Source organism: Pseudomonas sp. GW821-FHT01C01, from assembly GCF_059422645.1.
Genome location: NZ_JBWKXF010000009.1, coordinates 11,404 through 26,782 on the forward strand (window position 1 = coordinate 11,404; position 15,379 = coordinate 26,782).

General features: G+C 59.9%; 4 protein-coding genes. All 4 read left to right on the top strand.

Annotated elements, in window-relative coordinates; genetic code table 11:
• The first annotated feature begins 260 nt into the window (after positions 1 to 260).
• The 4 genes from AC07XF_RS08650 (at position 261) to AC07XF_RS08665 (ending at position 14,729) form a co-directional block, all read left to right on the top strand.
• Positions 261 to 10,997, top strand: coding sequence for a peroxidase family protein (locus tag AC07XF_RS08650; protein WP_495026162.1), 10,737 nt, complete (start codon positions 261 to 263; stop codon positions 10,995 to 10,997).
• A gap of 891 nt (positions 10,998 to 11,888) precedes the next feature.
• Positions 11,889 to 13,310, top strand: a complete 1,422-nt coding sequence (locus tag AC07XF_RS08655; protein WP_495026163.1) for an amino acid permease — start codon at positions 11,889 to 11,891, stop codon at positions 13,308 to 13,310.
• A gap of 236 nt (positions 13,311 to 13,546) precedes the next feature.
• Positions 13,547 to 14,047, top strand: coding sequence for an Hcp family type VI secretion system effector (locus AC07XF_RS08660; RefSeq protein WP_495026164.1), 501 nt, complete (start codon positions 13,547 to 13,549; stop codon positions 14,045 to 14,047).
• A complete protein-coding gene (locus AC07XF_RS08665) occupies positions 14,013 to 14,729 on the top strand; it encodes a DUF4225 domain-containing protein (protein ID WP_495026165.1) in 717 nt (238 codons plus the stop codon). The genes AC07XF_RS08660 and AC07XF_RS08665 overlap by 35 nt, the downstream gene beginning before the upstream one ends.
• Positions 14,730 to 15,379: the final 650 nt, after the last annotated feature.

A 15,379-nucleotide genomic window follows, 5' to 3' on the forward strand; every position in this document is an offset into this window, starting at 1 on the left:
GTCTATTCAACCTGCGTTCATGGGCCGTCGCCTCCTTGAGGCGCAATACAAGCCTGTAGGTACGGTTGTCATGGGGAATTGATCCTCAGCTGAGCACTGCTGATTGCACGCAATTCAGCAAGGGCTCAGTGCGGCCGTGATACCAGGTCCCGTCGTTCAATTTTCGATTTTTGTTTATGGGGTTCAGCACTAAACCACGCGTTTGCAGCCGTGTTTTATGCGTGTGGTTTCCTGATTGGTTAAGCATCGAGGAAACAGCCATGGCCAGCTTCATCAAGTCCGATCTCGAATTCATTCTCGAACAAATTTTCATCGCCGAACGGCATGCGGCAGGCGCGAGTCTGGCTGACATGCTGCCGAACGTAGAAGTACCCTTCGGCCTGCGCACCGTCACCGGCATCTTCAACAACCTGGCCGACCCCCAGTTCGGTGCCGCCGACAACTTCTTCCCGCGTATGACGACGCCGGTGTTCAATACCGCGCAGGTCCAGCCGGCCGGCTTCTTCGGCCCCGCCGATCCTGGCGGAACCACGCCGACCTCCTACCTGCAGACCAGCGGTTTCGTCTTTGACTCGCAGCCGCGCACCATCAGCAACCTGATCGTCGACCAGACCGCCAACAACCCGGCGGCGGTCGCGGCCGCAGCGGACAATCCGGATTCTCAGGTCGTCACCAGTCCCGGTCTGGATGGCCTGTTCGGCACCGCCGACGACGTTTCCGTCTTCCAGATCCCCAATATCACGCCGGACGCGGGCCTGACCGCGCCGTTCAACCAGTGGATGACTTTTTTTGGTCAGTTCTTCGACCATGGCCTGGACCTCGTCACCAAGGGCGGCAGCGGCACAGTCTTTATTCCGCTGCAGCCGGATGACCCGCTATTCGTACCGGGCAGCCCGACCAACTTCATGGTGCTGACGCGCGCCACCAATCTGCCCGGCCCCGACGGCATTCTGGGCACCGCCGATGACATCCACGAGCAGAGCAACACCACCTCGCCGTTTGTCGACCAGAACCAGACCTACAGCTCGCATCCCTCGCACCAGGTGTTCCTGCGCGCGTATGAGCTCAACGCCGATGGCGATCCGGTGGCCACCGGCAAGCTGATCACCAATCGTGACCTGGGCGCCGATGGGCAATTCGGCACCGCTGATGACGTCGAAATCGGCGGCATGGCCACCTGGGCAGTCGTCAAGGCCCAGGCCCGTGATCTGCTCGGCATCAACTTGACCGATGCGGACGTGTTCAACGTACCGCTGCTGGCGACCGATGCTTACGGCAACTTCATCAAGGGGCCTAACGGCCTCCCACAAGTCGTGATGATGGGCGCGGATGGCCTTCCCGGCACGGCCGATGACATACTCGTCGAGGGTAATCGGGCCGCGCCAATCAGCTTGGTGAACGCCGTGCGCACCGGTCACCAGTTCCTTATCGACATCGCCCACAGTGCCGATCCGACCGGTGGCCTGACGCCTGACGCGGACACCGTCATTGGCGGCCCGCAAGCCCCCGGTACCTACGACAACGAGCTGCTCGACAAGCACTACATTGCCGGCGACGGCCGGGTTAACGAGAACATCGGCCTGACCACGGTGCATGAGATCTTCCACAGCGAGCACAACCGGCTGATTGACCAGACCAAGGAGACCGTGCTGGCCTCCGCCGACCTCGACTTCCTGAACAAGTGGCTGATGCCCGATGCCCAACTGACAGCGCTGCCAGTGACGCCGGCCGACATCGCGGCCCTGCACTGGAACGGCGAGCGGTTGTTCCAGGCGGCCAAGTTCGGCACCGAGATGCAGTACCAGCACCTGGTGTTCGAAGAATTCGCGCGCACCATCCAGCCGCAAGTGGACGTATTCCTGGCGCCTATGGGCAACGACACCACCATCAATCCGGCGATCGTCGCCGAGTTCGCGCACACGGTCTTTCGCTTCGGTCACTCGATGCTGCTGGAGACGGTCGATCGCTTCGACCCCAACTTCAACGTCGTCGGCGACGGCAATCCGGTTGACCCGGGCAATCAACAGACCGGCCTGATCGCGGCCTTCCTCAACCCTCTCGCGTTTGCTGCGAGCGGCCCAACTCCTGAGCAGGCGGCTGGCGCCATCGTGCGCGGCATCACGCGGCAGGTCGGCAACGAGATCGACGAGTTTGTCACTGATGCTCTGCGCAACAATCTGGTCGGCCTGCCGCTCGACCTTCCCGCGCTCAACCTGGCGCGCGGCCGCGACGCCGGCATCCCGTCTCTGAACGCGGCGCGGCGCGAGTTCTACCACATGACCGGCGACAGCCAGTTGACCCCCTACACGAGCTGGGCCGATTTCGCGCAGCACTTGAAGCACCCGGAATCGCTGGTCAACTTCATCGCCGCCTACGGTACGCATTCAACCATCACTAGCGCTACGACGCTGGCGGACAAGCGCGCCGCGGCTGCAGACCTGGTGTTCGGCAGCGCGACCGCGCCAATCGACCGTCTCGACTTCCTGCACAGCACCGGTGTCTGGGCGAACAACGCCGGTGCGGACGGTATTCCGAACACCGCAGACGACTTTACAATCTCCGGCCTGGACAACGTCGACTTCTGGATCGGCGGCCTGGCCGAAGAGAAAATGCCCTTTGGCGGCCAGCTGGGTTCGAGCTTCAACTTCGTCTTCGAAACCCAGTTGGAAAACCTGCAGAATGGCGACCGCTTCTACTACCTGGCCCGCACCGCGGGACTCAACTTCGGCACTGAGCTTGAGAACAATTCGTTCGCCAATCTAGTGATGCTCAACAGCGATGCAACGCACCTGCCGGCTAACATCTTCCAGACGCCGGCCTTCATCCTGGAAGTCGACCCGACGCACCAGTTCAACCAGAGTGTGGTGGCCGGCCCGGACGGCATCCTCGGCACGGCCGACGATCTGCCAGCCAACGCCGACCCCTTTGGCCCGTCGGACCACCCGATCGGCTCACCACGGATTGACCATTTCACACCGCTGGTGATCCGCGACAACCCCGACACAGTGGGCCCGGATACCAACTACCTGCACTACACCGGCGGTGATACGGTCGTGCTGGGTGGCACAGCTGGCAACGACATCCTCATCGCCGGCGACTCGGACGACGACACCGTCTATGGCGACGCCGGCAACGATCGGCTCGACGGTGGCTACGGCAACGACAACCTCTTTGGCGGCGCCGGTGACGACATCATCACTGACATCGGCGGTGCCGACGTCATCCACGGCGACGACGGCAACGACGTCATCCAGGCCGGTAACTCGATCCTGGCCGGCAATAACCTGGTCCTCGGCGGTGCGGGCAAAGACTTCATCATCACCACTGAAGACATCACGATGACCTTCGGCGGCGCGGGCGACGATTTCATCCTCGGCGCCAAGGTCAACCTCGCACCGACCGGCAACGAAGGCGATGACTGGATCGAGGGCGGCACCCAGGACGGTGCGCCCGGCGATAACATGAGCCCGACCTTGACCGACGATGTGCCCGGTAACGACATCTTCATCGGCAAGGGTGGATTCGATGAAATGATCGGCGAGGGTGGCGACGACATCTTCGTCGCCAGCGATGCCCAGGACAAGATGGACGGCATGTCCGGGTACGACTGGACCACCTACAAGAATGACCTGTACGGCGTAACCGTCGACATGGTCGTCCCCTTCTTCAGCCCCTATCACCCGGTGCCCGATGCAACGGGCAATATCGTGGGTGCATTCGCGCAATCGGCCGATGCGGTCTATGACCGGTTCGCGGAAGTGGAGGGCCTGTCGGGGTCGGCCTTCGCCGACTTCCTGCGCGGCGATGAACAAAACGCGGCCATCATCGCCAACATCACGGCCAGGGGCAGCATCCTCACCAACTTCGATCTCGTCAGCGGCCTGCGGGCCTTCGTCGGTAGCGCCGGTTTCGGTGCCGACGGTATCGGGGGGACGGCCGACGATCAGTTCGGCGCGGGCAACATTATCCTCGGCGGCGATGGCAGCGACATCATCGAAGGCCGTGGCGGCAGCGACCTCATCGACGGTGACAGTTGGCTCAATGTGCGCATCAGCGTGCGGCAGAACATCGATGGCACCGGGCCGGAGATCGCCAGCTTCGACAGCATGACACCGATGATCCCGCTCATGCTGAACGGCACCTACAATCCCGGCCAGCTCGTCGCCGTGCGTGAGATCCTGCCCGGTACATCCGCAGGCGGGGCTGCGTTCGACACCGTCAACTTCATGGGTCCTCTGGCGAACTACACGATCGCCGTCAACGGCATCGTCGTCGATCCTGCCGTTCCCCTCAATATCGCCGGCACCGACATCGTCACCGTGACCGACAATGTCGGCAAGGAAGAAACCGACCGTCTCACCCATATCGAGCGGCTGCAGTTTTCCGATCAGGCAGTGGTCCTCGTGCAGGGGGTCAACGCCGAGCCTGTGGGTGCACTGACGGTCGATAACACCGCACCGACCGTAGGCCAGACGCTGTCCGTGTCGGCGGCAGGCATCACCGATGGCGACAACGCGGGCGGGGCGATCCACAATTCCATCAGTTACATATGGCAGTTTGAAGCGGCACCGGGCTCGGGCGTCTTCGAGGACATCATCCTCGGCCCAGGCCGCATCGGGATCGGATTTACCAGAGCGGACAAGCCCACTTTCACGGTGACGTCGGATCTTGCCGGTCTGGCCATTCGCGTCAAAGCCTTCTATGCGGACGATCATGGTGTGACCGAGCAGGTATTCTCGGCACCCACTACCGCAGTAGTGGCCGCGGCCCCGGCCCCGGTAGTGGCTCCTTCGCTGATCGATCCGCAGACCACTGCCCCAAGCAACGGTGTGCGTTACACGCAATCCGACCTGGCGTTCATACTTGACCAGATCAAGATAGCGGAACACAACGCGGCCGGTGAGAACCTCAATACGCTGCTCGACAATATACGGATGCCGTTCGGTTTGCGCACGGTCGAAGGGACGGAAAACAACCTGCTCCATCCCGAGTTCGGTGCCGCCGATAATGTATTCCCACGCCTGACCACGCCTGACTTCCGCCCGGCCGATGCCGGCACGAGTTACACCCAGACCAGCGGCCTGGTGATCGATTCGCAACCGCGCACCATCAGCAACCTGATCGTCGACCAGACCGCCAACAACCCGGCGGCGGTCGCGGCCACGTTCGATCCGGGTCTGGATGGCGTCCTTGGCACAGCTGACGATGTCTTGAAGGTCGGTGCACAGGTGGTTACCGGAACCCGCACCGACGGCACGACGTTCCAGACCTTCTTTGACCCGAACGTGAGCCCCGACGCGGGCCTGACCGCGCCGTTCAACCAATGGATGACTTTCTTCGGCCAGTTCTTCGACCATGGCTTGGACCTCGTCACCAAGGGCGGCTCGGGCACTGTGTTCGTTCCGCTGCAGCCGGATGACCCGTTGTTCGTGCCCGGTAGTCCGACCAACTTCATGGTGCTGACGCGCGCCACCAATCAGCCTGGCCCCGATGGCATTCTGGGCACGGCCGACGACATCCACGAGAACACCAACACCACCTCGCCGTTTGTCGACCAGAACCAGACCTACAGCTCGCATCCCTCGCACCAGGTGTTCCTGCGTGCCTATGAGCTCAACGCCGCTGGCGATCCGGTGGCTACCGGCAAGTTGATCGAAAATCGTGATCTGGGCGCCGATGGCGTGTTCGGTACGGCCGATGACGTCGGGATCGGTGGCATGGCCACCTGGAAGGTGGTCAAGGCGCAAGCCCATGATCTGCTCGGGATCAATCTCACCGATGCCGATTTCAACAACGTGCCATTGCTGGCGACCGACGCCTACGGCAATTTCATCAAAGGTCCGAACGGTTTCCCTCAGGTGGTGATGTTGGGCCCGGACGGTATTGCCGGCACGGCCGACGATGTGCTGGTTGAAGGCAATCCGGCGGCGCCCATCAGCCTGGTCAACGCCGCGCGCACCGGCCATGCCTTCCTCAACGACATCGCGCACACCGCCGTTCCGATCGACGACCAGACCGGCGCAGCACTGCTGCCCGATGCGGACAATGTCGTGGGTGGTACACCTGCGCCGGGCTTCTACGACAACGAACTGTTGGACGCGCACTACATCGCCGGCGACGGTCGGGTCAACGAGAACATCGGTCTGACCACCGTCCATTCCATCTTCCACCATGAGCATAACCGCCTGGTCGATCACACCAAGGAGGTGGTCCTGGCGACAGCGGCAAGCGGCGATGTGTCGTTCCTGAACGAGTGGCTGCTGACGCCTGTCACTGCCGTTCCCGCCGACACCTCGACCCTCGACTGGAACGGCGAGCGCCTGTTCCAGACGGCGAAGTTCGGCACCGAGATGCAGTACCAGCACCTGGTATTCGAGGAGTTCGCGCGCACTATCCAGCCGATGGTCGATCCGTTCTTCGCCCCGGGCCAGGTGTACGACACCGCGATCGATCCGAGCATCGTTGCCGAGTTCGCGCACACCGTCTATCGCTTCGGGCACTCGATGCTGCTGGAGCAGGTCGACCGTCTGGATCCGAACTTCGCCTCGAGCGATATCGGGCTGATTCAGGCCTTCCTCAACCCGCTGGAGTTCGCAGGCAGCGGTCCGACCCCAGAACAGGCGGCCGGTGCCATCGTGCGCGGCGTGACCCGCCAGGTGGGCAACGAGATCGACGAGTTCGTGACCGAAGCCCTGCGCAACAACCTGCTGGGTCTGCCGCTCGACCTGCCCGCCATCAACCTGGCGCGCGGCCGCGATACCGGCATTCCGTCCCTGAACGCGGCCCGGAGGGAGTTCTATCTGCCCACCGGTGATGCAGAGCTCAAGCCCTACACCAGCTGGGCCGATTTCGTGCAGCACATGAAGCATCCGGAATCGCTGATCAACTTCATCGCCGCCTACGGCACGCACTCGACCATCACCGGCGCCACCACGCTGGCGGACAAGCGCGCCGCGGCTGCGGACCTGGTGCTCGGCGGCGCAACCGCACCGGCCGACCGTGTCGACTTCCTCAACAGCACCGGTGCCTGGACCAGCACCGCTGGTGCGGACGGCGTTTTGCACACGGCTGACGATGTGACCATCACTGGCCTGGATAACGTCGATTTCTGGGTTGGCGGGCTGGCCGAGGAGAAGATGCCCTTTGGCGGCATGCTCGGCTCGACCTTCAACTTCGTCTTCGAGAACCAGATGGAGAAACTCCAGGACGGTGACCGCTTCTACTATCTGGAGCGCACTGCCTCGATGGACTTTGGCGCCGAGCTTGAGAACAACACGTTCTCCTCGCTGGTCATGGCCAATACCGACGCAACACACCTCCCGGGCAGGGTTTTCCTGACGCCGGCCTTCACTCTGGAGGTCAACCAGGCGAACCAGTACAACCCCAGTGTGATTGCCGGTCCCGACGGTATTGTCGGCACCCTCGACGATCTGCCGGCCAATGCCGATCCGTTTGGTCCGTCGGTCCACCCGATTGGCTCACCGCGCACTGATTTTCTCACGCCGCTGGTGATCCGCGACAACCCCGCCACGCCGGGTCTGGATACCAACTACCTGCACTATACCGGCGCCGAAACGGTCGTTCTGGGCGGCACGCCCGGCAACGACATCCTCATTGCCGGCGACTCGGACGACGACACGGTCTATGGCGATGCCGGTAACGATCGGATCGATGGCGGCTACGGCAACGACCAGCTCTTTGGCGGTGCCGGTGACGACATCATCACGGACATCGGCGGCGACGACGTCATCCACGGCGAGGACGGCAACGACGTCATCCAGGGCGGCAACGGCCTCAACCTGATCCTCGGCCAGGCCGGCCAGGACTTCATCATCACCGGCGAAGACGCGGCCGACACCAGTGGCGGCCTGGGCAACGACTTCATCCTCGGCAGCAAGGCGAACGAATTCGCGCGCGGCGGTGAAGGCGACGACTGGATCCAGGGCGGATCCGCCGATGGTGTTGCCGGCGACAACTTCGACCCATTCGGCAACGATCCGATCAATGGCAACGACGTCTTCATGGGCGATGGCGGACCGGACAACTTCGACGGGGAGGGCGGTGATGACATCATGATCGGCAGCCCCAGCGAGGCGGACCGTTTCATCGGGTTCTCCGGTTACGACTGGGCGACCTTCAAGGACGATCCGGCCGGCGTGACCATCGGCCTCAACTCCAGGCTGCGCTTCTTCGATCAACCGGCGGTGCCTGGCTCCAACGCGTCGATCCTTGCCCGGTTGGATCTGGTGGAAGGGCTGTCGGGATCGGCACACGCCGACTTCCTCAGCGGCGATGACTCCACTGCCGACTTGCTCGCCGTCGCTGGCGCCAAGGGCAGCGTGCTCACCAACTTCGACCTCATCAGCGGTCTGCGGGCGTTCGTTGGCGCTGCCGGCAACGGGGCGGATGGCATCGCCGGCACAGCCGACGATAAGTTCGACGGGGGCAACATTGTCCTGGGTGGCGCCGGCAGCGACTTCCTCGAAGGCCGTGGCGGCGATGACCTCATCGACGGCGACAAGTGGCTCAACGTACGCATCAGCGTGCGGCAGAACATCGATGGCACCGGGCCGGAAATCGCCTCCTTCGATAACATGACGCCCCTGGTCCCGCTCATGTTGAACGGCACCTATAACCCCGGCCAGCTCCAGATCGTCCGCGAGATCCTGACGGCGCCCGGCCCCGACTTCGACACAGCGTTGTTCTCCGGCAATTTTGCGGATTACACCGTGGTCGAAAACGTCAACGGCACCGTTACGGTCACCGACAATGTCGCTGCCAGGGACGGGGTCGACACCCTCAGCAATATCGAGCGGCTGCAGTTCGCCGATCAGGCGATCGTGCTTGGCGGTTTGAACTCGGCGCCAGTCGGTTCACTGACGATCGACGATCCCACGCCCACCGTCGGCCAGACACTGACGGTATCGGCGGCCGACATCGCGGATGCCGACAATACCGCGACCGGCGGCGCGATCACCAGCCCCATCAGTTTCTTCTGGCAGTTCGAACCGCGTGCGGGCTCGGGCGTCTTCGAAGACATCACCTTCTTTGCCGCCGGAGAGGTCGCGCGCGCAGAGGGAACGACTGTCACGGTGGGCACGGAACTCAGGGTCGCACCACCAGCGACCCTCATTGGCGCCGTGCCGGCTGTTCCGCAACTCGTCGTGCCAACCGGACTGGCTCTACGCGTCAGGGCGGTCTACAAGGATGCCAATGGCGTGCTGGAGGAGGTGTTCTCGGCGCCGACCGCACCGATCACGGCGGCCGGTACCGGCACCGTCAATGTCCTGCCGGTTGGCACGGTGCTGATCAGCGATACGACCCCGACGGAAGGCTCGGTCTTGACCGCCACGGATGCGTTCACCGACGCCAACGGAACCACGACCTCGGTGATTACCCATCAGTGGCAGGCGGGGAACGGTGCGATCTTTGCCGACATCGCCGGCGAGACGGGCACGACCCTCACGCTCACCCCGACACTGGTCGGTCAGCAACTGCGTATCGTCGCGAGTTACACCGATGACCTCGGCACACTTGAGCGAGTCACCTCTGCCGCTACGGCAGTGGTCGGTGAAGTGTTTGTCGGTACCGCCGGTGTCGACATATGGACCGGTACGACAGGCGACGACGTGGCCAGCGGAGGTGATGGCAACGACATCCTGAACGGCTTGGGCGGCAACGACATCCTCAATGGTGACGCCGGTAATGACGTTCTCATCGGCGGTCTTGGTGCTGACACGATGGCCGGTGGTGCTGGCAACGACATCTACGAAGTCACCGACACTGGGGACGTGGTGACAGAGCTCGCCGGTGACGGCATCGACGATGTCTGGACCTCGCTCGGAAGCTACACCCTGAGTGCCAACGTCGAGAATCTGTTTTTCGGCGGCAGCGGCAACTTCGCGGGCAGCGGCAACGTGCTCGACAACACGATCGTGGGCGGTGCGGGTAACGACGTCCTCATCGGTGCCGGCGGTGCCGACACGATGGTCGGCGGTGCCGGCAACGATGTCTACGAAGTCACCGACCTTGGGGACCAGGTGATCGAGTTCGCCGGTGCCGGTAACGACACGGTCTGGACCTCGCTCGCGAGCTACACCCTGGGTGCCAACGTCGAAAATCTGTTTTTCGGCGGCAGCGGCAACTTTGTGGGCACCGGTAACGTGCTCGGCAATAATATCGTGGGCGGTGCGGGTAACGACGTCCTCATCGGTGGCGCAGGTGCCGACACCATGGCCGGCGGTGATGGCAGCGATATCTACGAAGTCACCGACCTTGGGGACCGGGTGATCGAACTTGCCGGTGCCGGCAGCGACACGGTCTGGACCTCGCTCGCGAGCTACACCCTGAGTGCCAACGTCGAGAATATGTTTTTCGGTGGCAGCGGCAACTTTGCGGGTACCGGCAACGATCTGGCCAACATGCTCGTGGGCGGTGCGGGTAACGACGTCCTCATCGGCAACGGCGGTGCTGACACGATGGTCGGCGGTGCCGGCAGCGATATCTACGAAGTCACCGACCTCGGGGACGTGGTAGGCGAGAACGCCGGTGCCGGCAACGACACGGTCTGGACCTCGCTCGCGAGCTACACCCTGGGTGCCAACGTCGAGAATCTGTTTTTCGGCGGCAGCGGCAACTTTGTGGGCACTGGCAACGAGCTGGCCAACACGATCGTGGGGGGGGCAGGTAACGACTTCATCGTCGGCGCTGGCGGTAACGACGTGATGAGTGGCGGCGTGGCCGGTAACGATACGTTCGTGTTTGGTGCCGCGGGTTTCGGCAACGATACGATCCTGAACTTCGGAGCCACTCCGGCCGCAGGGCAGGACTTGATCGATCTCACGCCGATGGGGATCAGCAGCGCGACGTTCGCTGCAAACGTGACCATAACGGCTGACGGAGCGGACACGGTGGTTGGGATCGGAGCGGACTCCATCCGCCTTGTGGGTGTCAGCAGTGCGACCGTTGATCAGACGGACTTCAATCTGGTGGGATAAGGAGGCCTTCTCGATAAAGTTGAACTGAAGGTAATAGAGGTGTGTGGCGGTTGCCACACACCTCTTTTTTTTGTGCGCCCGGCAGGGCGCACTCACTCGGAGGTGAAAGTCCTCTACACACCCGGCAAGGGGAGGTGTCAGCCAGAGGCCAAGGTGTCGCATTTCTGCATAACAACCCTGTCTCCTGTCGGAGCGAGCCTGCTCGCGAAAGCGTCAGCCGCCACATTGGGAGGTCCAAGGTGGAAAGCCAGAATTACGCACCGTAAAGAAAACCTGACGAAATTCACAGATTGACCCCATGAAATCGCCCCTCATTGAATGTCGTAAGAAAATTCTTACGCGTCATTGTCTTAGGTCCTTCTCCCAGCGTTCTATCCTGCTTGTTTCATTGCCCTATGCAGGGTGATATGCGCGCCATGCCTGTCGTGCAGGTGCATAACAAAAAGGAGGCGCAATGAACGCCGCAATCCATTTCCATCGCTCTGCGAGAGGCGGTTTTCCTGCCTTTCCCGTCAATGATCCGCAAGGATCTGACCCATTTTTTGCAGCCGCCCGAGCCCCTCGGGGCGGACACAGGCAATCCCGGCCATAGACACGCTTGTCCAGCGGGTCTGGCAGCAGGGGGTTACGGGTGTACAATGCGCCGCGTTTTACCTGTGACCTCCTGCGCATCTGCGCAAACCTCAAGGCTATCCGCCTTGTTCACTCCGTCGCGTCACGAGCGTGTCGGGTTCGATTTCGTCACAGATAAAAACAAACAGGTGACGCATGACCGTTGTAAATACGCTGAACTCCTGGTGCCTGCGCTGGGGTTTGATCGGCGCTGCTTAAAGTCATTTCCAAGCAGCTACGTCTACTGAACATCATCAAACCTTGCGTGAGACCCTTTTCATGAGTGGACAAAACCCGCAATCAGGTGAGCTGAAACGCGGCCTGAAAAATCGCCACATTCAATTGATTGCCCTCGGTGGCGCGATCGGTACCGGCTTGTTCCTCGGCTCGGCCGGGGTACTGAAATCCGCCGGTCCGTCGATGATCCTCGGCTACGCCATCTGCGGCTTCATTGCTTTCATGATCATGCGCCAACTGGGCGAAATGATCGTCGAAGATCCGGTAGCCGGCTCCTTCAGCCACTTCGCGCACAAGTACTGGGGCGGCTTTGCCGGCTTCCTGTCGGGCTGGAACTGCTGGATTCTGTACATTCTGGTAGGCATGTCGGAGCTGACCGCGGTCGGCAAATACATCCATTACTGGGCACCGGACATCCCGACCTGGGTGTCTGCCGCCGCCTTCTTTGTGCTGATCAATGCGATCAACCTGGCCAACGTCAAAGTGTTCGGAGAGGCCGAGTTCTGGTTTGCGATCATCAAGGTCGTGGCAATTGTCGGCATGATTGCCCTGGGCAGCTACCTGCTGGTCAGCGGCAATGGCGGCCCGCAAGCGGCGGTGAGCAACCTGTGGTCCCACGGTGGCTTCTTCCCGAACGGTGTCAGCGGTCTGGTGATGGCCATGGCTTTCATCATGTTTTCCTTCGGTGGTCTGGAAATGCTCGGTTTCACCGCTGCCGAAGCCGACAAGCCGAAAACCGTGATCCCGAAAGCCATCAACCAGGTGATCTACCGGATCCTGATTTTCTACATCGGTGCGCTGGTGATCCTGCTGTCGTTGACCCCGTGGGACAGCTTGCTGACCACCCTGAACGCCTCTGGTGATTCCTACAGCGGCAGCCCGTTCGTGCAAGTGTTCTCGATGCTGGGCAGCAACACCGCTGCGCACATCCTCAACTTTGTGGTCCTGACCGCGGCGTTGTCGGTGTACAACAGCGGCACCTACTGCAACAGCCGTATGCTACTGGGCATGGCCGAGCAGGGTGACGCGCCGAAAGGTCTGGCGAAGATCGACAAGCGCGGCGTGCCGGTACGCTCGATCCTGGCCTCGGCCGCCGTGACCCTGATCGCGGTGCTGCTGAACTACCTGATCCCGCAAAACGCGCTGGAACTGCTGATGTCGCTGGTTGTTGCTACCCTGGTGATCAACTGGGCGATGATCAGCTACTCGCACTTCAAGTTCCGCCAGCACATGAACAAGACCAAACAAACGCCGCTGTTCAAGGCCTTGTGGTATCCGTACGGCAACTACATCTGCCTGGCGTTCGTGGTGTTCATTCTCGGTGTGATGCTGTTGATTCCGGGGATCCAGACATCGGTGTACGCGATTCCGGTGTGGCTCGTGTTCATGTGGGTCTGCTACGGCATCAAGAACAAGCGCAGTGCGCAACATGCCTTGCACGTTGCCGGCTCTTCCGTGAAGTAAACGCAGAGCGCAGTAACAAAAAGCCCGGCCATGTGCCGGGTTTTTTGTGCTTGATTGGCTGGTTTTTCGATTGCACTGATGTCTTGTTCCTACATAGGCGGTCGCTATTCACTACAGCAGTTTCGGAAACTTTTAAAGGCGCAGGCCAATCCTCGTTTAATCAGAAACGGCCTACACGCGGGTTAGTGTTTTTTTGCCATAGTTTGACGCTCCGAACACAACAAGGAGTAGCGCTTATGGCGAGTCATAGCTACATGAGTATTACCGGCAAACGACAAGGTTTGATTTCCGCTGGTTGTTCGGGCTATAGCTCTATCGGTAACAAATGCCAGGCCGGTCATCAGGACGAAATCATGGTGTTGGCTTATTCGCACGATATGGTGACAGGCAATGACGGCAGCATTGCGGGTGGTCGCGGTAAACACATGCCCATTGTGATTACCAAGAGCATTGATAAATCATCACCATTGTTGGCAATCGCACTGCATGAGTGTGAGGAAGTGGAGTGCATTCTTAACCTCTACCGTACTGCCTCGACTGGTGGGCTTGAGCGATATTATTCAATACACCTTACAGGTGCACGTATTGCGCATATCAGCCAGCAAGTCCCTCACGCTATTCGTATGAACGATGCAGAGCCGCAGGAGTTTGTGTCCATTCGTTATAGAGATATCGCGTGGGCACACATACCGGGAGCTACAAGTGCCTATTGCTCCTGGGGGAATGAGGGTGGATGAGGATTCTTGCGATATTCATGAGGTGACGAAAGCGGCTTCTGATTTGGTGGCCGTGGGATGCAGCATTGGCATGACGCATTTTGCCGATGGCGTTACGCGCCTTCGGTTCAGTTCGATTATCTCCTCATATGCCGATGAGGTGATTCATGCTGTTGATGAAGGGCTTGTCAGTGCGTGGCAGGGGGTGCAAGAGTTAAGAACTGAATACGAGGAATTGTCGTCGAAGGCTCAGTTTTATCTTCAGAACGGCATTGGGTTTGTGGCGGGTGTAATGCAGATTAGGACAGGTGTTTCGGTCATCGGAAGCTCGGGAGGGCTAGGTGCGGTTCCGGGGGGGCTTATGGTCAGCCATGGTGCGAATAATATTTATGAAGGCTTGAGTAACATCTATCATGGGCCGGGAACTCCAGTGACAGTCGGGCCTGTACGGCGTATCTACAGAACTTTATTTGATGACTATGCGGGGGACATGGCCTATTACTCTATGGACTTGTTTGTTTCAGGTTACGGAATATCTAGGCAAGTTCTCAAGCCTGGGGCGATGGAGCTTTTTCGGCACGATCCAATAAACTACGAGGCAGCTTACCGACAAACGGGAAAGTTGGCGTTGGCTTTCGAAGCGTTGGTTGATTTTTTGACAATTAAAATAATGCTTCCGGAAGAAGATTATTTCTATGAATGAGCGGTGCTGTGAGGGTGGGTATTTAAGTTTTTCCGCGCATTCTTGGGATGTAAAAAATCAATCCAAAAAAAACAATAATTGCGTATGTTGCTAGGTGAGCGACGTCTAGATGTTTTTCATCTATGCGGATTATTTTTCTTATGCCATATACGATTAGTCCGGATGGCAATCCGGAGCAGCCTAAAACCATGAGGGTGACTGCAATGTAGTATCTAATATTTTCAAGGTTCATTGTAATTGTGCTTCGTGCATGGCGGAAGTTATGTCCAGCTACGCAATCTTGGTAAGTAGAAGCGCAAACCAAATAGCGCGATAGGGATATACGTAGCTACATAGGCAATATCTAGGGAGCATCCATCCAGAGGGACTATTTCAGTGATCGCCCAGACAACTGCTCCCATGATTGGAATTGAGCAGCCTAAAACCAGTAAGGTTACCGCTAGGTTGTATCGGATATTTTCAAAATTCATGTGCTAGCCTAATTCGTTGATGCTAACCCTTAGGTTAGTGTCGCAATTCGAGACAAGGCAACTTCCATTTTGTAAATCCGAAAACGCTGTAAGAAAAGTCTGGGGGGATTTCAAAAACTCGCCTGTATCAGTGACCACCTGCAATTCAGGGCGTCATTCGCGGTATCCTGCACGCTCAAG